The following is a 17,922-nucleotide window of genomic DNA, read 5'->3' as shown; positions in this document are numbered from 1 at the left end:
GCCAGAACAGCCGGAAGGGCGGCAGCGGAGGGTGTTCCGCTGCCGCCCTTCCGGGTCCAGCCTCCGGGTTGTGCCCGGACGTATAGGGGAGCCTGCCTAAGAGGCGGCTGGCGCCGACGCGACTCCCGGGGCCAGGAAGCGTTTGCCGTTGACCCGTTCGGAGGCGCCGGTGCGGTCCAGGTACGGGGTGATGCCGCCCAGGAACATCGGCCAGCCCGCCCCGAGGATGACGCAGAGGTCGATGTCCTCCGGCCCGGCCACCACGCCCTCCTGGAGCATGAGGCCGATCTCCTCGGCCAGCGCGTCCTGGGTGCGGCGGAGCACTTCGTCCCCGGTGGAAGGGGAGTTGCCGAAGGACATCAGGGACAGGGTTTCCGCGGGGATCGCCCGGGAACCGTCAGGCCCCTCGACCCAGAGCGTTTTGACGCCGTTGTCGATCAGTTTCTGCAGGTTGTGCGAGACGGCGAAGCGCTCGCCGAACGCGGCGTGCAGGGATTCCTGCACGTGCTGGGCCACAGGCAGGCCCACCATCGCGGCCAGGGTGAAGGGGGACATCGGCAGGCCCATCGGCCGCAGCGCGTTGTCGGCAACCTCGGCGGGAGTGCCTTCGTCGAAAGCGGCGATCACTTCGCCCATGAGGCGCAGCAGGATGCGGTTGACCACGAAGGCGGCGGCGTCCTTGACCAGCACGGCCGTCTTCGTCAGGCCCTTGGCCAGCTCGAAGGCGGTGGCGAGCACGGCGTCCTCGGTCTGCGGCGCCCGGACGATTTCCAGCAGCGGCATCACGGCCACCGGGTTGAAGAAGTGGAAACCCACCAGGCGTTCGGGGTGCCGGAGGCCTTCGGCCATGGCGGTCACCGACAGGGACGAGGTGTTCGTGGCCAGGATGCACTCGGCGGAAACGATGGCCTCCACCTCGGCGAAAACCTGCTTCTTGACGCTGAGCTCTTCGAAGACTGCCTCGATCACGAAGTCGGCATCCACGAACGCCTCCTTCGACACCGAACCGGTCACCAGCGCCTTGGTGCGGTTGGCCGCGTCCTGGCTGATGCGCTTCTTGGCCAGCAGCTTGTCCACCTCGGCATGGACGTAGGCCACGCCCTTGTCCACGCGTTCCTGGTCGATGTCCGTCATCACCACGGGAACCTTGAGCTGGCGGGCGAACAGCAGCGCCAGCTGGCCCGCCATCAGGCCTGCGCCGACGACGCCGACCTTGGTGACGGGGCGGGCGAGCTTGCGGTCCGGTGCGCCGGCGGGCCGCTTGGAGCGCTTCTGCACGAGGTCCAGGAAGGAGTAGACGGTGGAACGGAACTCGTCCGTCTGCATCAGACCGGCGAGTGTTTCGCATTCCAGGGCCGCGGACTCCGCCTGGCTGAGCGTGCGGTTGGCTTCCATGATGTCCAGCACCTTCGCCGGGGCGGGGGAGGCGTTGGAGGTCTTGGCCTCCACGAGGGCCCGGCCGCCAGCCACTGCGGCTGCCCAGCGTTCCGCGACGGCGGGATCGGCGGGATCGACGGCGTTGCGGCGTTCCGGAGCAACGCTCCCGGAGATGACCTGCGCGGCCCAGGCGATGGACTGTTCCAGGAAGTCCGCGGGTTCGAAGAGGGCGTCCGCGATGCCCAGGTCGAAGGCCTGCGGTCCGCTGAGGGTCCGGTTGTTCGCCAGCGGGTTTTCGATCATCACCTTGACGGCGTGCTCCGGACCGACGAGGCGGGGCAGCAGGTACACGCCGCCCCAGCCCGGAACCAGGCCGAGGAGCGCTTCCGGCAGCGCCAGGGCGCCTGCGCCGGTGGACACGGTGCGGTAGCTGGACTGCAGCGCGATTTCCAGGCCGCCGCCCAGGGCGACCCCGTTGATGAAGGCGAAGCTCGGCACGCCCAGCGAGGCCAAGGTGCCGTAGACCTCGTGGCCCAGCTGCGCCATCCATAGGCCGTGCTCGCGTTCGCGCAGGTTCTTGACTGCGGACAGGTCGGCGCCGGCCACCAGGAAGTACGGCTTGCCGGTCACGCCGACGCCGGCGATTTCGCCCCGTGCGGCCCGTTCCTTGAGGCCCTCCAGGACGGTGCCGAGCTCCACCAGGGTGTTCGGGCCGAGGGTGGTGGGCTTGCTGTGGTCGAGGTCGTTGTCCAGGGTGATCAGCGCGAAGGTGCCGGCGCTGTCCTGGCCGTTGACCGCGGGGAGCACGATGTCCTGGACGTAGGAGTGGGTGACCGTTTCGTCGGGGAAAAGGTCGGCCAGTTTGCGGAAATCTGCGGCGCTCATGCGGCGGCTCCCTTGCTGTCGGTGCTGCTGGTCTCTGTGGTGCCGGTCGTGGCGGCAGTGTAGTCCCCGTAGCTGGCGTGACGCGGGTTCTCCCAGATCACGGTGGCGCCCATGCCCAGGCCGATGCACATGGTGGTGATGCCGTATCGCACCGAGGGATCTTCCTCGAACTGCCGGGCCAGCTGGTTCATGAGCCTGACGCCCGAGGATGCGAGCGGATGCCCGACGGCGATCGCCCCGCCGTAGCGGTTGACCCGCGGGTCGTCGTCGGCGATTCCGTAGTGGTCCAGGAAGCTGAGGACCTGCACCGCGAAGGCCTCGTTTATTTCGAACAGGCCGATGTCTTCGATTGCGAGCCCCGCGTTCTTCAGGGCCTTTTCGGTGGCCGGCACCGGCCCGATGCCCATGACTTCGGGCTCGACGCCGGCGAACGCGTAGGCCACCAGGCGCATCTTGACGTTCAGGCCCAGGTCCTCCGCCGCATCCGAAGAGGCGAGGAGCGCCGCAGTCGCGCCGTCGTTCAGGCCCGCGGCATTTCCCGCGGTAACGCGGCCGTGCGGGCGGAACGGCGTGCGCAGTTCGGCGAGGTCGGCCACGGTGGTTCCGGGCCGGGGCGGTTCGTCCACGCTGTGCACGGCCCAGCCCGCACCGGGTTTCTTCGCGGCCACAGGCACCAGGTCCGGCTGGATCTGTTCCTTGGCGTACGCGGCGGCGAGCTTCGCCTGTGAAGCCGCGGCGTAGGCGTCGGTGCGTTCCTTGGTGATGGCTGGGAAGCGGTCGTGCAGGTTTTCGGCCGTGTTGCCCATGTTCAGGGCTGCGGGATCCACGAGGCGCTCGGACATGAAGCGCGGGTTCGGGTCGGCCCCGGCTCCCATCGGGTGGTTGCCCATGTGCTCCACCCCGCCGGCGATCACGACGTCGTAGGCGCCGAAGCCGATGCCGCTTGCCGTCGTCGTCACCGCCGTCATGGCGCCCGCACACATGCGGTCGATCGCGAAGCCGGGAACGGTGCGGGGAAGGCCGGCCAGTAAGGCGGCGGTGCGGCCGATGGTCAGGCCCTGGTCGCCGGTCTGGGTGGTGGCGGCGATGGCCACCTCGTCCACGCGTTCCGCTGGCAGGGAAGGGTTGCGCCGCATCAGTTCGCGGATGCACTTGACCACGAGGTCGTCGGCCCGGGTCCCGGCGTAGATGCCCTTCTCCCCGGCCTTGCCGAACGGCGTGCGCACTCCGTCGACGAAGACGACGTCGCGGACCGTGCGCTGCTGTGTGTTCCCGCTGGGACTCATGTGTACTCCTCTTCGAGACAGGGATTCAGGACTGATTCCGGGACAATGTTACTCGCGAGTAACTTTGGGGGCAAGGCCGGCGGAACGGGCGGAAATCCCCCGGACGGGGGAGCGCATCCACCCGTCGCGGGGATCAGGCGCGGACCGGCCCGCGGGAGGGTTGAAGCATGACTACTAACCAAGGCAACACAAAGAACGAAGCAAACACCCTGGCCGAAGCGTCCCGTGCAGGCAGAGCCCTGCGCAGGCTGGCGGCCCTGACGGCGGTCCTTGCCGCACTCTACGCGCTCGCCGGCGTCATCGCGGGATTATCCGGCGGGCCGTTTCCAGTGGGCGACGGCGATCCCTACTCCATGGCCCTGCTCTACCAGGCCCCCAACGCGCTGCTCGGCTGGGGCCTGACGGCGCTCGCCGGCGTCGCCGCGCTGCTGGCCACGCTCTCCGCAGTCACCGCCAACCGGGACCGGGCAGTTCCCGGCCTCCGGGTGGCGGTGACGGCGATGGCGGCAGTGATGGGCCTGGCGGCGCTCGTCCTGGTGGGGGACGCCCGGCTGCTCTCCGTGCTGGGCTACATCCCGGTGATCATCGCGAAAGTCGCCTACGATCCCCAGATCCAGCAGGCCATCCCCCGGCTGCTCGATCCCGCGCAGGTGAACCTGGTGGTCCTCGCCGCAGGGGCTGCCCTGTGGGCGGCGCTCGCAGTCGCCGTGAACCGCCGGGCCCGGAACGCCTGTGCAAAATGCGGCCGCAGCGAGCGGACGGCGGACGGTCCCTTCAGTGCGCAAGCTGCCGCCCGGTGGGGACGCATCGCAGCGGCCGTCGCGGTGTTCGTCCCGCTGGTCTACGCCGTAACCCGGATCTGCTGGGCCTTCGGCATCCCGCTCGGCGTGGAACCCGCCCTCTTGGACGGGATGCAGGGACAGGGCATGGACACCAGCGCCCTGGGCCTCGGTGGCATGGCGGTCCTCGGCTCCGTGCTGACTCTGGGGCTGGTCCAGCGTTGGGGCGAAGTCTTCCCCCGTTGGATTCCCGGGGCCGGCGGCAAGCGCGTCCCGATCGGGCTGGCCGTCGTCCCGGCATCCTTTGTGGCCATGGCCATCATCCCGGCGTCGGTCACCATGCTCATGATGGCCGGGCTGCCCTCCGAGGGCACTATCCCGGGATTCAGCCTTACCAACTGGGCGCCGTTGGGGCCAACCTTCCTGTGGCCGCTCTGGGGTATGGCACTGGGCGCGGCCACCCTGGCGTACTGGCTGCGGCGGCGCGGCGCCTGTGTCGCGTGCCACCGTGCGGGCTGATGGGGAACAATGTTGGGCGTGGGGGAAAGCAACTCGAACCGCCAGGCCTCGAACCGGGCACGGCTGTCCGCGGCGACGCGGACGGCCGTGTTCCTCATGATCGGCGGGCTGCTCGCCGTGCCCTATGCCGCCGTCGTCCTCTGGATCATGCAGTTGTGGCGGCTTGCCGCCGCCAATCCGCTGGCCGTGCCCAGCGGACTCCTCATCGGAGCCGGCCTGCTGGCCGTGCCGTCCACGCTCCGCGTCATGCGCACGCTGGAACGGACTGCCGCGAACGAACTCCTCGGCACCGCCCTGGAGGAACCCGCCGGAACAACCCGCCTGGCCGACGTCGCCCGCGGTGCGCTCTGGTTCCTAGTGCACCTGCTGTCCGGTGCACTCGCCGTCGCCGTGCTGGGGTTCGCGCTGCCGACCCTAGCAGCGATCGTGTTCGCGGTTTTCGGGGGCGGCGGCACCGCGGGCCTTGCCCCGTTCACCGGCCAGATGCTTCCCGGCGTCGGGACCGTGGAAGCGACCTGGCTCCTGACGGCCGCGGGCCTGGGGGCCCTGGCGCTGCTGATCGGGGTGGCAAGCCAGCTGCAGGTCTGGGCGGTGCTGCTCCTGGGGCCTTCCGAACAGGCGAAACTCGCCATCGCCGAACGGCACGCCCGCGAGCTCGCCCGGCGGAACGGGCTTGCCAGGGAACTCCACGACTCGATCGGGCACGCCCTGACCGTCACCACCCTGCAAGCGGCGGCCGCCCGCAGGCTGCTGACCACCGATCCGGACAAGGCGGCGGCCTCCATGGCGGCAGTGGAGGACGCAGGCCGTGCCGCGCTGGAAGAGCTGGACTACGTGCTCGGGATCCTGCGGGCACCAGCGGACGGGCCGGCCGAGCTGCCGGACCGCCTCCGGAACCTCGTTTCGAGGCACCGTTCTCCCGGCCCTCCCGCCGAACTGCGGCTCACCGGAGATCCCGCCGCGGTCCCGGGCAACGTTGCCGCCGAGCTGTACCGCATGGTCCAGGAGGGCCTGAGCAACGCAGCCAAGCACGCGCCGGAGTCCGCCTGCACCGTGGCGCTGGAGGTGAATGGCACCGCCGCCGCCGGGTCGGCGTCGCTTACAGTCGCCAACCGGATTCCGACGGCGGCACGCGCCCGCGCGGGCGGGCAGCCGCTCGCGCGCACTGCCGGGGGCCGCGGCCTCGCCGGACTGGCGGAGCGGGCGGTCCTCCTGGGCGGCACGTTCAGTGCCCGGGAGTCCGACGGCATGTGGCAGCTGAGCGCGGAGCTGTCCTGGGAAGGCGGAAAACGATGATCAAGGTCCTGCTGGTGGACGATGAACCCTTGGTGCGCTCAGGACTGCGCGCCATCCTGGACGGTGAAACCGGGCTGGAGGTGGTGGGCGAGGCGGGGGACGGGGCTGAGGTGCCGGCCCTCGCAGCGAGGCTGCGGCCCGACGTCGTCCTGATGGATGTCCGCATGCCCGGCATCGATGGAATCCAGGCCACGCGCCTCCTGCTCGAAGGAAACCGGCCCGACGGAACCCCCGCCGGGCCGAAGGTGTTGGTCCTGACAACGTTCGGCAGTGACGACTACGTGTACGAGGCGCTGCGCTGCGGCGCGGCAGGCTTCCTGCTCAAGCGTTCCCGGCCGGAGGAAATCATCCAGGCCGTGCGGACCGTGGCTTCGGGGGACAGCGTGGTTTTCCCGGAAGCCGTCCGGCAACTCACGGTTCCCGGCCACGACCAGGCCGCCGCGAAGCTGCTCGCTGCGCTCAGCGGCCGGGAGCAGGACGTGCTCGCCGAACTCGCCGCCGGCCGGAACAACTCCGAGATCGCTTCGGCCCTCTACCTCAGCCCCGAAACGGTCAAGAGCCACGTGGCCTCATTGTTGGCCAAGTTGCGGGTGCGGGACCGCACCCAGGCCGTGATCATGGCCTACGAGACGGGATTCATCAAACCCGGGGCGCGGCGCACCGGCGGTTAGCCGGCGGACTTGTCCTTGGCATCCTTCGGCGGCAGCGGGGCGGGGTTCAGGCTGGCGTCGGCCAGGATCGGTGCCGCGAGGGCGATCTGCCACTCGCGGGCACCGAGTTCGCGCAGTTCCGCGGCAACCGAGTCCACAGTGATGTCCGACGGCGGACGCCACAGGACGCGGCGCAGGTAGTCCGGCGTGAGGAGGTTCTCGACAGGCAGCTTCAGCTCCTCCGCGGCCGCCTGCAGGCGGGGACGCGCGGTCGCCAGGCGGGCGGCGGCGTCGGGATCCCGGTCCGCCCACACGCGCGGCGGGGGCGGGGCGTTCGTGGGGAGGTGCAGCGGCGGCAGCTCGTCCAGGCCCCGGGCAATGGAAATGCAACGCAGCCAGCGCGGAGCTTCGCGCTGGGCCGCGCGGCCGTGGAAGCCCTTGGTGGCCAGCAGTTGCGGAACGGTGGAAGGCAGCGACTTGGCGGCCGCCACGAGCGCGGAGTCCGGGATGAGTCGGCCCGGTGCGACGTCGCGCTTGCGGGCCAGTTGGTCCCGTTCCAGCCACAGCTCCCGGACGGCGGCGAGCTGGCGCCGGTCCCGGATCTGGTGCAGTCCGGACGTCTTGCGCCACGGGTCAACCCGCGGCGCGGGGATGCCGTTCGCCAGGATCCCGGCGAACTCCTGCTCCGCAAACCCGAGTTTGCCGTCCGCTTCGAGCAGTTCGATGAGTTCCTCGCGCAGTTCGGCGAGGACTTCGACGTCGAGGGCGGCGTACCGCAGCCAGGGTTCGGGCAGCGGCCGGGTGGACCAGTCCGCCGCGGAGTGTTCCTTCGCCAGGCCGAAGCCCAGGAGCTGCTCGATGACGGCGGCCAGGCCCACGCGGGGCAGCCCGGCCAGGCGGGCGGCGAGTTCGGTGTCGAAGAGCTTGTCCGGCCACATGCCCAGTTCGGCCAGGCAGGGCAGGTCCTGCGTGGAGGCGTGGAGGATCCATTCGACGCCGGACAGGGACTCGTTGATGATCTTCAGGTCATCGAACGGTTCGGGGTCGATCAGCCAGGTGCCGGCGCCTTCGCGCCGGATCTGCACCAGGAACGCGCGCTGGCCGTAGCGGAAGCCGGAGGCGCGTTCGGCGTCAACGCCGGCGGGACCGGTGCCGCCGGCGATCGCGGCGGCGCAGCGCTCAAGGCCGGCCAGGGTGTCGATGACGAGTGGCACGCCCTCGCGCGGGGCATCGAGGTCGATGACCTCGGGGACCGGGTGGTCGAAGCCTTCCACGGTGATGTGTGGGGCGGGTTCAGCAGCCGGGCCGCCGGCTGTGGTGGGTTCCAGGTTTTCAGGACTCATGGTGCCTTACAGTCTAGCGATTCTGCCCGACCGGGGACGGACACCGCTGTCCCGGCGCCGACTTGCCTGCCGGCAGTCAGGTCAACCGCCGGGACGGAAGCGGTGTGACCCCCGGCGGCAGGGGCGGGAGGCCGGCGAAGGTGCACACCATGTCCGACCAGGCTTCGAGGTGGGCCTGCGCGTCGGACGTGGCCGGGGTCCAGGAGGCCCGCAGTTCGATGTCGATGGTGTCCGGCCGGCCGGCGAGGGTGCCGAAGCTTTCCGAGAGGATCCGGGTTGCCGTGCCGCCGGCCGCCCGGTACTTGGCGCCATGGTTCTCCAGCGCTTCGACCAGCCACGTCCAGGCCACCGGGCCCAGCATTGCGTCGTTGCCCATCTCGGCCTCCAACTGGGCCCGGATGTAGGTCACGATGCGGAACTCGCCGTCCCACACCGCGGAACCATCCGGATCATGCAGCAGGATGAAGCGGCCCGTGGCTAGTTCGTTGTCCTCGTCATCGTCCCGCGACGCCGGGTTGTCCGCCGCGAACGCAAGTGCCGCCGGGCCATGGACGGGCAACTGCCGGCGGGCGGGTGCGTGACTGAACACCTCGGCGCCCATGGCTACGGCGTACGGGGCAAGGCGCGTGGGCGCCGGGATTTCGCCGAGCTTCAGCTCGGGCCTGCACTGTGCCTTGCGGAGTGTTCCCAAGGCGTGAAGAAAGTCCTCAGGAAGCTGTGATAGAGCATTCACCTTGGCAGGTTATGTGTCCGGGGCGGCGAAATCCGGGAGGCACGCCGCCCCGGCCGGGGGCACTGTGGCCCACGGGCGCGGTGGCCCAAAGGGCTACTGAGCAGCCAGTTCGCGTTTGATCGCGGCAACGAAGGCATCAATGTCGGCTTCGCTCGTGTCGAAGGAGCACATCCAGCGGACTTCCCGCGCGGCTTCGTTCCAGTCATAGAACTTGAACGAATTCCGCAGCCGGTCAGCCACTCCTGCGGGCAGGATTGCGAACACACCGTTCGACTGGGTCGCCTGGGTGGGCTCGACGCCGTCGATCCCGTCCACGGCCGCGCGCAGGCGGGTGGCCATGTCGTTCGCATGTCCGGCCGAGCGCAGCCACAGGCCGTCCTCCAGGAGGGCAATGAACTGGGCGGAGATGAAGCGCATCTTCGAAGCCAGCTGCATGTCCATCTTGCGCAGGTACTTCAGGCCGTGGGCGGCCTCGGGGTTGAGCGCCACCACTAGTTCGCCGAAAAGCAGCCCGTTCTTGGTGCCGCCGAAGGACAGGATGTCCACGCCGGCGTCGCGCGTGAAGGTGCGCAGCGGAACGCCCAGGTGGGCGGCCGCGTTGGCCAGCCGGGCGCCGTCCATGTGCAGCTTCATGCCGCGGGCGTGGGCGTGGTCCGCGATCGCCTTGATTTCCTCTGGCGTGTAGCAGGTGCCCAGTTCGGTGGTCTGGGTGATCGACACCGCGAGCGGTTGCGCGCGGTGCTCGTCGCCCCAGCCCCAGGCTTCGCGGTCGATCAGTTCCGGAGTCAGCTTGCCGTCCGTGGTGGGGACCTGCAGCAGCTTCATGCCGCCGATCCGTTCCGGTGCACCGTTCTCGTCCACGTTGATGTGGGCGGTGTCGGCGCAGACCACGGCACCCCAGCGCGGCAGCAGGGACTGCAGGGCGACGACGTTCGCCCCCGTGCCGTTAAACACCGGGTAGCACTCGGCGCCTTCGCCGAAGAGTTCCTGGATGAGCCCTTCCAGCTTGTGGGTGTACTCATCGTCGCCGTAGGCGACCTGGTGCCCGCCGTTAGCGGCGGCCAGCGCTGCCAGGACCTCCGGATGCACGCCGGAGTAGTTGTCGGACGCGAAGCCCCGGACCTCGGGATCGTGGATCCGGCCGGCCAGGGTTTCCGGGGACTGCTGCAGGGCAGTTGTCATGGGTTCGTTCACTCTTTCAGTCTGTCAGGGAACCAGCGGGATGCGCTGGCCATTCACTTCCGCTGCGGGCTGCTTGAACAGCCCGACGGCGGCCGCGGCCAGTTCCTCCACGTCCGTGTACCCGGGGAACTTCCGTTCCGGGTGGGCCTGCCGCATGCCGGCGTCGAGGAGTGCCTTGACGACGAACACGACGGCGGCGCTGTGCTGTTCAACGGGATCGGCCGTCGCGCCGGACTGCTCCTGCCGGAAGCCGTCGGCGACGGCGAAGGTCCAGGCCTCGGCCGCGGCCTTGGCCGCAGCGTAGGTGGCTGCCGCTGCGGTCGGTGCGGAGACCGCCGTCGAGCTGACGATGGCGAGCCGCCCGGCGGGGGAGTCCGCGAGGTCGCGGTAGAAGACCCGCGAGACGTTCCGGAGCGTGGTCACGGCGCCGGTGGACAGGACATCCCAGTCTTCGTCGGGCTGGTCCTCGATCCCCGTGGCACCGCGCCAGCCGCCCACCAGGTGGATGACACCGTCCACGGGACCCGCGGACGCGCGGACCTCATCGGCGAGTTCGCGCACTGCGTCCAGGCTGGCGAGGTCGCAGACCAGGGGCGTGACGCCGTCGCCGGCTTCCTCCGCGGCGGCGGTGATGCGGCCGCGGTCCGAACCGACAGTGAAGACCCGATGCCCGGCAAGGGCGAGGGCCCGGGCGACAGCAACGCCGGAAGCGCTGCTGCCGCCCGTGACCAGGACATTCAGGGACGTCATCAGGCCGCCGTCGATCCCGTGATGCCGGTGGTGGATTCGATGACAGGGCGCATCTTCTTCTCCAATGCCTCGTAGAACATGGACAGCGGGAATTCGTCGTCCATGACCTGATCGGTCAGTTCGCGCGGCGCGCCGGTCAACGGCAGCGCGTCGGGGCCCTTGGCCCAGACCGAAGCGGGGTTGGGAGTTACGGTACCGGAAATCAGCTGGTATGCGGCCAGCCAGTGCGCGGTCTTCGGCCGGTCGATGGAGCGCCAGTACAGTTCCTCGATGCGCTCGCCGAGTTCGACGACGACGTCGGCAACGTCGTCCCAGTCGATGCTGAGCTTGCTGTCGGTCCAGTGCAGCACGCGGTGCTGGTGCATCCAGGCGAACAGCAGCTGGCCGCCCAGGCCGTCGTAGTTGCGGACACGGTTGCCGGTGATCGCGAAGCGGAAGATGCGGTCGAAGATGACGGCGTACTGGACCAGCTTGGCGTGCTTGCGGGCGTCCTCGGAGGCGTCCTCGTCCTTTTCGATCTTCACGGACTCGCGGAATGCGGTCAGGTCGCAGCGCAGTTCCTCCAGGGAGTACAGGAAGAACGGCATGCGCTGCTTGATCATGAAGGGGTCGAAGGGCAGGTCGCCGCGCATGTGGGTGCGGTCGTGGATCAGGTCCCACATGACGAAGGTGCGCTCGGTGAGCTCCTGGTTGTCCAGCAGTTCGGCGGCGTCCGCCGGCAGTTCCAGGCGCGTGGTTTCGGCCGCGGCCTTGAGGACCCGGCGGAAACGGGCCGCTTCGCGGTCGGCGAAGATGGCGCCCCAGGTGAAGGTGGGGGTTTCGCGGACGGCGACGGTCTCGGGGAACAGCACGGCGGAGTTGGTGTCGTAGCCCGGAGTGAAATCGATGAATCGGATCGGCACGAAGAGCTTGTTGGAGTAGTCGCCGCCTTCCAGGCTGCCGATGAACTCGGGCCAGATGACCTCGATCAGCACGGCCTCGACGAGGCGGCTGGTGCTGCCGTTCTGGGTGTACATCGGGAACACCACCAGGTGCTGCAGGCCGTCCACGCGCTGCTCCTGCGGCTGGAACGCCATCAGGGAGGCCAGGAAGTCCGGCACGCCGAAGCCGGCGTCGCTCCAGCGGGCGAAGTCCTTGACCAGCAGGTCAAGGTAGAGCGCGTCGTGCGGGAAGGCCGGGGCAAGGGTTTCGACGGCGGCGATGATGGCGGCGACGTGCTCGCGGGCAGCCCCGTGGTCGGTGGCCTCGGGGACGGAACCGTCCTTGACCTGCAGGGCCTGCAGTGCGGTGGCTGCGGCCTTCAGGGAGCCCCAGGCGGGGTTCTCTGCGGTGATGCGGGTGCGGGGCGCCGTGGCGGTGGTGGTCATCGTTGACGTTGCCTTTCCTCAGTTGTTTGTGTTCTGAGGCGAGCGTAACAAGCGAACAGAGTTGCTAAGTCAAATGTGCCATGAGCATAAGAAACTCTATTGCATGGAGGTCGGGAAAGGGCCGGGAGATCCAGCCGCGGAACAGGCTGGACCTCCCGGCCCTGACAGGACTAGCTCCCGGCCGGTGTTTCGACCAGCTTCAGGGACACCGAGTTGATGCAGTAGCGCTGGTCCGTGGGCGTGCCGTAGCCCTCCCCTTCGAACACGTGGCCCAAGTGGGAGTCACAGTTGGCGCAGCGGACCTCCACCCGTTCCATGCCCATGCTGCGGTCACGGAGGTAGCGCACGGTGCCTTCGGCCAGCGGCGCCCAGAATGAAGGCCAGCCGCAATGCGAGTCGAACTTTTCCTTGCTGGTGAACAGTTCGGCGCCGCAGGCCCGGCACTGGTAGACACCGGCCGTGTGGGTGTCCCAGTATTCGCCCGTGTAGGGGCGCTCGGTTCCCGCTTGGCGCAGCACCCGGAATTCCTCCGGCGTCAGCTGCTCCCGCCATTCGGCGTCACTTTTTTCCACGCAGACGCCCTTGTCCGGGACATCCTGGTGCGGCACCCCGGCCGTGAGGTCGGCGGTGTGGAAATACTTGCTGTTGTCTGCGGTGCTCATGATGTGCTCAACGCTCAGGAGTCGCCAATGAATCCCGAACCGGCGTACAGGTGCAGCACGGGCAGGCCCAGCTGGTCCTGCGCCTTGTTTGCCCAGTCCGTGTGGAAGGTGTCCGCGATGGCGTGCGGACGGGTGACCACCACCGCCTGGGAGGCATTCAGGGACTTGACCTTGGCCACCAGGCCGGCGACAGCACCGCCGTCGACGATCTCACCGGTCACCCCTGAGCCCAGCCCTTCCAGGGCCTCCAGCGAGGCCGCCAGGGCGCTCTGCGCGCTGGCGCGCTCGGCCTCGGGGTCCGGTGCCTGCGAGAGCAACTCCCGGAAGGCTTTGGCCACCTCCAGCATGGAGAGGTTCTCCAGGAAATCGACCAGCAGATGGCGCTCGGTATTGGCCGGCACCAGCACCACGATGGGGGCATCGCTGCCGTCCACCAGTTTGGCGATGTTGACGCGGTCATCGTGGCCGAGGGGTTCTTCGCTCAGAATGACGATTGGATCGCTCATGGCTACAGCGTAGACCCGGACCCGGCCGCGCGGCAGCGTTTGGCCCCGAATCCGGCCGGGCGTCGCCCGATTCCGGCAAAGGCGCTGCCGGGATGGACAATGGTGGAATGGCATCGACCTTGCGCCCGGACCCCGCCGCCACAAGCTCCGTGGGGATGTCCGCCCGCGCGCGGTGGACCCTGTTCGGAATCGCCGCCGGCGGCGGCCTGGCCGCGCTTGTCGGGGCGGGCAGTTCGGCGCTGGCCGCCTACTTCGCCCGGCGCATCATCACCCCCGCCATGCGCAACGCTGACCAGGAAGTCCTCGCGATCGTCCGCGGCGATGAGGGGCTGCAGGTCATCATGGCGGCCACCGAGGACTCCACGTCCCACGGCACGTTCAGCCTCTTCTTTGACGGGGGTGCCGGCCACGCACGGATCGGCCGGATCGTCTCCTACTCGCCCGCCGAACGGACCGTGCAGCGCGAAGTCGAGGAGGTCTACAGCGGCGACCTCGCGAAGGCGCACCGCGGCTGGTGGAGCGGCGCAGTCTACGCCTCGCCGGCGTCGCTCGGCCTGGAGGCCGAGGATGTGGAGATAGACGTCGACGGCGGCAAAGCGCCGGCCTGGCTGGTCCGGGCCGAAGGGGAAAGCACCGCCCGGGTCTGGGCCATCATGGTGCACGGCCGCGGCGCCACCCGGCTGGAAACCCTGCGGGCCCTTCCGGTGGCGCGCAGCCTCGGCCTGGACAGCCTCCTGATTTCCTACCGCAACGACGGCCTGGCCCCGGCCGCCCCCGATGGCCGCTACGGCCTGGGGTCGACGGAATGGCGCGACGTCGAAGCCGCCATCGCGTTCGCCCTGGAACAGGGAGCCGAGGAAGTCGTGCTGTTCGGCTGGTCGATGGGCGGGGCGATCAGCCTGCAGACGGCCGACCTATCCCGCTACCGCCACCTCATCCGGGCGCTCGTGCTGGATGCGCCCGTAATCGACTGGGTGAATGTCCTGGCACACCACGCACGGCTGAACTCCATCCCTTACGCCGTGGGGCGGTACGGCCAGCTGATGCTCGGCCACTCGCTCGGCCGCAGGCTCACCGGCCTGGCCGCACCCCTGGACCTGCGGGCGATGGACTGGGACGCCCGCGCCGTGGAACTGCGCACCCCCACGCTGCTGATTCACAGCGTCGACGACGACTACGTGCCGTATGGTCCGTCCGCGAGCCTCGCCGAACGGAATCCCGAGATGGTCACCTACGAACCGTTCCGCAAGGCCAGGCACACCAAGGAATGGAACGTGGACCGCGAAAAGTGGGAACGGCTGGTCCGGTCCTGGCTGGAGCCGCGGCTGGCGCCGCTTGCGCCCGAGCTCACGGGCGGCCGCTAGCTAGTTGGGGGCCCGCTCAGGCTCCGGCGATCGGCGCGACGCGCGCCTTCGTCAGCCGGACGAGGTCGGCCGGTGCGAGTTCGATGTCCAAGCCGCGCCGCCCGCCCGAGACCAGGACCGTGGGGAAGCCCAGGGCCGATTCGTCCACGACGGTGGGTGATGGCTGGCGCTGGCCGAGGGGAGAGATGCCGCCCAGGACGTACCCGGTGCGCCGTTCCGCCGTTTTCGGATCGGCCATGGCCGCCTTCTTGGAACCCATGGCGGCGGCAATCGCCTTGAGGTCGAGGGTTCCGCTGACCGGGACGACCCCGACGGCGAGCTTGCCTTCGATGTCCACCATCAGGGTCTTGAAGACCCGGGAAGGGTCCACGCCGAGGACTTCGGCCGCTTCCAGCCCATAGCTTTCGGCAGCGGGATCGTGCGTGTACGGGTGCAGTGTAAAAGGAATGCCGGCCGCAGCCAGGGCGGCTGTGGCCGGCGTTCCGGTTGATGCTTGTTTCTTCGCCATCGCCTAGGACTGCAGCCGGTCGGCGGCGGCCACCTTGCGCTTGATGCGGCCGAGCATGGCGGTCATGCCGCGCATGCGCAGGGGAGTGATCGCCCGGGTAAGGCCGAGCAGTTCCGGCATGTCATCGGGCACCGCAAGGATCTCGGACGCCGTCAGGCCGTCGAGCCCTTCGTGCAGCACGCCGGCGAAGCCGCGCGTGGTGGGTGCTTCCGGCGGGGCCTTGAAGAACAGGCGGTAGCCGAGGGCACCGCCGTCGTCCTTGCGTTCCTGCTCAATGGTCAGGAACAGCGGCGACTGGCACTCAACCACCTGTTCGAGCAGTTCCGGGTGGTCCAGCAGGCGCTCCGGCAGTTCCGGCAGGCCACGGGAGAACTCAAGCAGCAGCTGCAGGCGCTCGGGCTCGCTCAGCGCTTGGAAATCATCGACAATTTCCGCCAGTGCGGCGGGCAGGGTATTGGTACTCATCACGTCCAGCTTACGCAGTCCGGACGGGGTTTCGCCCCGTCCGGACCGGTGGTTCAGGGAAAGCGCAGGCTAGCGGACCAGCACCGGAACGGAGCCGCGCTCCGCGCCCTTGACGATCGGGACGCGTACGGCGTTGCCCCATTCGGTCCAGGAACCGTCGTAGTTGCGCACATTCTGGAAGCCCAGCAGGTACTTCAGGGCGAACCAGGTGTGGCTGGAACGCTCTCCGATGCGGCAGTAGGCCACCACGTCGTCGCCTTCCTGCAGGCCGGCTTCGCCGAGGTACAGGGCCTCGAGTTCCTCGCGGGTGCGGTAGCTGCCGTCTTCGGCTGCGGCGCGTGCCCAGGGGATGGAGGCCGCGGTGGGAATGTGGCCGCCGCGCAGCGCGCCCTCTTCGGGGTAGGCCGGCATGTGCGTGCGCTGGCCGGTGTATTCCTCGGGGGAGCGGACGTCGATCAGCGGCTTGCCGAGGTGCGCCAGGACGTCTTCCTTGAAGGCGCGGATAGGTGCGTCGTTGCGCTCGACGACGGGGTACTCGCCCGGGGCCGGCTGCGGGATGTCGGTGGTCAGTTCGCGGCCTTCGGCGATCCACTTGTCGCGGCCGCCGTCCAGGAGGCGGACGTCTTCGTGGCCGAAGAGGGTGAAGACCCACAGGGCGTAGGCTGCCCACCAGTTGGACTTGTCGCCGTAGATCACCACGGTGGTGTCACGGGAGATGCCTTTGGCAGCGGCCAGGGCGGCGAACGCTGCGCCGTCCACGTAGTCGCGGGTGACCTCATCGTTCAGGTCCGTGTGCCAGTCGATCTTGACGGCGCCGGGGATGTGGCCGGTCTCGTAGAGAAGGACGTCTTCATCGGATTCGACAACAACCAGCGTGCCGTCGTTGGGCGCTCCGCCTTCGAGGGCCGCGGCGAGCCATTCGGTGGAAACCAAGCGCTCCGGGTGCGCGTACTTCGCGAACTTTTCGTTCTGTTCAACGGGGTAGGACATGGGTATGGCCTTTCACTGATGATGGACGGCGCCGGACCGGACGGCGGGGCATTCCTTTGCCCGGCTTGGAACCAACACTATCCATGCACCTGCGGGATTGCTCCTGTGCGGTCACATGGTGAAACATGGTCGCCTGGCAGGCCTCCGGCCGTGTCCTGGGCGGCTGTGCATTCCCGGTATTCTTGCTGAGGACCCATCCCGGAAGAACGGACCCCCTTGGTACAGATCGAACAGCTCGCCGCACGCACCCCAGCGGTCTCGGTGGACGAGATCCTGCAGGGGTTCCATCCCTCCCCGCGGTTCGGGGAGGTCTCCTTCTCGAGCTACCGTCCCGATCACTCCCAGCCCAGCCAGGCGGCCGCCGTCAAGGCACTTGAAAGCTTCGGCGCCGGCGTCGGAAACGGTACGGGCGGCGGACTGTTCTCCCGGATCTTCGGCAAGAAGGACACCGGGCGCGCCGGCATCTACCTGGACGGCGGCTTCGGCGTAGGTAAGACGCACCTGCTGGCCTCCCTCTGGCATTCCGCGCCCGGACCCAAGGCGTTCGGCACCTTCGTCGAATACACCAACCTCGTGGGGGCGCTGTCCTTCCGCAAGACGGTGGAGGCGCTCAGCAGCTACAAGCTCGTCTGCATCGATGAATTCGAGCTCGACGATCCAGGCGACACGGTCCTCATGTCCCGCCTCATGCGGGAACTGGCCGACGCCGGCGTGCGGCTAGCGGCGACCTCCAACACCCTGCCGGGTTCCCTCGGCGAGGGCCGCTTCGCCGCCGTCGACTTCCAACGCGAAATCCAGGTCCTCGCGGACCAGTTCGAGGTCATCAGGATCGACGGCGAGGACTACCGCCACCGCGGCCTGCCGGCCGCCCCGGCTCCGCTGAAGACCGAGGACCTCAAGCGGCACATGCACGCCGAATTCGACGGACAGACGGTCGCCGTCGACGACTTCCGCCAACTGGTGGACCACCTGGCCGGTGTCCACCCCAGCCGCTACCGCCAGCTGATCGCCGGGATCGACGGCGTGGTGTGGCGCGACGTGGAGACCATCACCGAGCAGGCGGTCGCCCTGCGCTTCGTGGTGCTCGCCGACCGCCTGTACGACAAGGACGTCCCGATCCTGGCCAGCGGCGTTCCGTTCGACAAGCTCTTCACCGAGGAAATGATGGGCGGCGGGTACATGAAGAAGTACTACCGCGCCGTCTCCCGCCTCACCGCACTGGCCCGCGAGGGCCAGAACCACGAACCGTCCTGAGGCTCC

General features: G+C 68.9%; 17 protein-coding genes. 5 read left to right on the top strand and 12 right to left on the bottom strand.

Translation table 11 applies throughout. The features are described 5' to 3' along the window. Positions 1-96: 96 nt before the first annotated feature. Complete coding sequence (locus D3654_RS07380; RefSeq protein ID WP_120520856.1) at positions 97-2,262, bottom strand: 3-hydroxyacyl-CoA dehydrogenase NAD-binding domain-containing protein; 2,166 nt, start codon at positions 2,260-2,262, stop codon at positions 97-99. Beyond that, positions 2,259-3,548, bottom strand: coding sequence for a thiolase family protein (locus D3654_RS07375; protein ID WP_120520855.1), 1,290 nt, complete (start codon positions 3,546-3,548; stop codon positions 2,259-2,261). Before D3654_RS07375 ends, D3654_RS07380 begins: the two co-directional genes overlap by 4 nt. A gap of 167 nt (positions 3,549-3,715) precedes the next feature. On the opposite strand from D3654_RS07375, the gene D3654_RS07370 reads away from it, so the two are divergent. The 3 genes from D3654_RS07370 to D3654_RS07360 are packed head-to-tail and all read left to right on the top strand — an operon-like array spanning position 3,716 to position 6,813. Next, positions 3,716-4,846 carry a hypothetical protein gene (locus D3654_RS07370; protein ID WP_120520854.1) on the top strand — a complete coding sequence of 377 codons (1,131 nt, stop codon included), beginning with the start codon at positions 3,716-3,718 and terminating at the stop codon, positions 4,844-4,846. 18 nt (positions 4,847-4,864) lie between these two features. Then, positions 4,865-6,142 (top strand): sensor histidine kinase, encoded by a 1,278-nt coding sequence (locus D3654_RS07365; protein WP_162943673.1) that lies wholly within the window; start codon positions 4,865-4,867, stop codon positions 6,140-6,142. Further along, positions 6,139-6,813, top strand: coding sequence for a response regulator transcription factor (locus D3654_RS07360; RefSeq protein WP_120520852.1), 675 nt, complete (start codon positions 6,139-6,141; stop codon positions 6,811-6,813). The genes D3654_RS07365 and D3654_RS07360 overlap by 4 nt, the downstream gene beginning before the upstream one ends. Here D3654_RS07360 and D3654_RS07355 read toward each other — a convergent pair. The 7 genes from D3654_RS07355 to D3654_RS07325 form a co-directional block, all read right to left on the bottom strand. Next, positions 6,810-8,135: an HRDC domain-containing protein gene (locus D3654_RS07355; RefSeq protein WP_120520851.1), complete on the bottom strand. Its 1,326-nt coding sequence runs from the start codon at positions 8,133-8,135 to the stop codon at positions 6,810-6,812. The genes D3654_RS07360 and D3654_RS07355 overlap by 4 nt on opposite strands. 76 nt (positions 8,136-8,211) lie before the next feature. Beyond that, complete coding sequence (locus D3654_RS07350; RefSeq protein WP_120520850.1) at positions 8,212-8,868, bottom strand: DUF3000 domain-containing protein; 657 nt, start codon at positions 8,866-8,868, stop codon at positions 8,212-8,214. Positions 8,869-8,961: 93 nt separating this feature from the next. Beyond that, on the bottom strand, positions 8,962-10,050 hold the full coding sequence (locus tag D3654_RS07345; protein WP_120520914.1) for a threonine aldolase family protein: 1,089 nt from the start codon (positions 10,048-10,050) through the stop codon (positions 8,962-8,964). 24 nt (positions 10,051-10,074) lie between these two features. After that, complete coding sequence (locus D3654_RS07340) at positions 10,075-10,800, bottom strand: SDR family NAD(P)-dependent oxidoreductase (protein WP_120520849.1); 726 nt, start codon at positions 10,798-10,800, stop codon at positions 10,075-10,077. Then, a complete protein-coding gene (locus tag D3654_RS07335; RefSeq protein ID WP_120520848.1) occupies positions 10,800-12,167 on the bottom strand; it encodes a DUF6421 family protein in 1,368 nt (455 codons plus the stop codon). The genes D3654_RS07340 and D3654_RS07335 overlap by 1 nt, the downstream gene beginning before the upstream one ends. 170 nt (positions 12,168-12,337) lie before the next feature. Beyond that, positions 12,338-12,829: a peptide-methionine (R)-S-oxide reductase MsrB gene (gene msrB, locus D3654_RS07330; RefSeq protein ID WP_120520847.1), complete on the bottom strand. Its 492-nt coding sequence runs from the start codon at positions 12,827-12,829 to the stop codon at positions 12,338-12,340. 14 nt (positions 12,830-12,843) lie between these two features. Then, positions 12,844-13,335, bottom strand: a complete 492-nt coding sequence (locus D3654_RS07325) for a hypothetical protein (protein WP_120520846.1) — start codon at positions 13,333-13,335, stop codon at positions 12,844-12,846. A 107-nt stretch (positions 13,336-13,442) separates the two neighbouring features. Here D3654_RS07325 and D3654_RS07320 point away from each other — a divergent pair, with 107 nt between their 5' ends. Beyond that, on the top strand, positions 13,443-14,699 hold the full coding sequence (locus tag D3654_RS07320) for an alpha/beta hydrolase family protein (protein WP_245413131.1): 1,257 nt from the start codon (positions 13,443-13,445) through the stop codon (positions 14,697-14,699). Between the two features lie 16 nt (positions 14,700-14,715). Here D3654_RS07320 and ybaK read toward each other — a convergent pair whose 3' ends face one another. The 3 genes from ybaK to D3654_RS07305 all read right to left on the bottom strand — a co-directional run bounded on the left by ybaK (position 14,716) and on the right by D3654_RS07305 (position 16,662). Further along, complete coding sequence (gene ybaK / locus D3654_RS07315) at positions 14,716-15,207, bottom strand: Cys-tRNA(Pro) deacylase (RefSeq protein ID WP_120520845.1); 492 nt, start codon at positions 15,205-15,207, stop codon at positions 14,716-14,718. A 3-nt stretch (positions 15,208-15,210) separates the two neighbouring features. Next, positions 15,211-15,672, bottom strand: a complete 462-nt coding sequence (locus tag D3654_RS07310; protein ID WP_205571753.1) for a SufE family protein — start codon at positions 15,670-15,672, stop codon at positions 15,211-15,213. Between the two features lie 69 nt (positions 15,673-15,741). Beyond that, on the bottom strand, positions 15,742-16,662 hold the full coding sequence (locus tag D3654_RS07305; RefSeq protein WP_120520843.1) for a sulfurtransferase: 921 nt from the start codon (positions 16,660-16,662) through the stop codon (positions 15,742-15,744). Positions 16,663-16,878: 216 nt separating this feature from the next. Here D3654_RS07305 and zapE point away from each other — a divergent pair, with 216 nt between their 5' ends. Further along, positions 16,879-17,916 carry a cell division protein ZapE gene (gene zapE, locus D3654_RS07300; protein WP_120520842.1) on the top strand — a complete coding sequence of 346 codons (1,038 nt, stop codon included), beginning with the start codon at positions 16,879-16,881 and terminating at the stop codon, positions 17,914-17,916. The last annotated feature ends 6 nt before the right edge of the window (positions 17,917-17,922 follow it).

Origin of the sequence: Arthrobacter celericrescens, assembly GCF_003614925.1 — a bacterium.
Classification (GTDB): Bacteria; Actinomycetota; Actinomycetes; order Actinomycetales; family Micrococcaceae; genus Arthrobacter; species Arthrobacter celericrescens.
The sequence above is the reverse complement of the archived record's forward strand: the minus strand, read 5'-3'. Positions and strand labels throughout refer to the sequence as shown.